Here is a 254-nt window from a genome sequence, read left to right as displayed (position 1 = left end):
GTCATGTGTCTGTTTGATTTAATTGTTAATGACGGCATTGTTATTACGACTGAGGAAAACCTGACTGTCGATGCAGCATTAGATTTGACCTGCTCGACATTGTTGGCTAGCGGTGAAATTGGAACCAGTTATGTGGATGCAATTAAAGCTGCACATAAAAAAATTGGTCCGTATTATGTATTAGCACCACGCATGCGCGTCCAGAAGATGGCGTGAATGAAGCGGCATTACAAGTTACCGGTGTGGATCTGGGT

The 254-nt window shown here is 43.3% G+C and carries 1 pseudogene; it reads left to right on the top strand.

What is annotated here, in order from left to right:
* Nucleotides 1-216 (top strand): annotated as a pseudogene (locus MTCD1_RS19740) (hypothetical protein); the annotation flags it as partial.
* Nucleotides 217-254 lie beyond the last annotated feature (38 nt).

This window comes from Colwellia marinimaniae, assembly GCF_002207865.1.
GTDB lineage: Bacteria > Pseudomonadota > Gammaproteobacteria > Enterobacterales > Alteromonadaceae > Colwellia > Colwellia marinimaniae.
The sequence above is the reverse complement of the archived record's forward strand: the minus strand, read 5'-3'. Positions and strand labels throughout refer to the sequence as shown.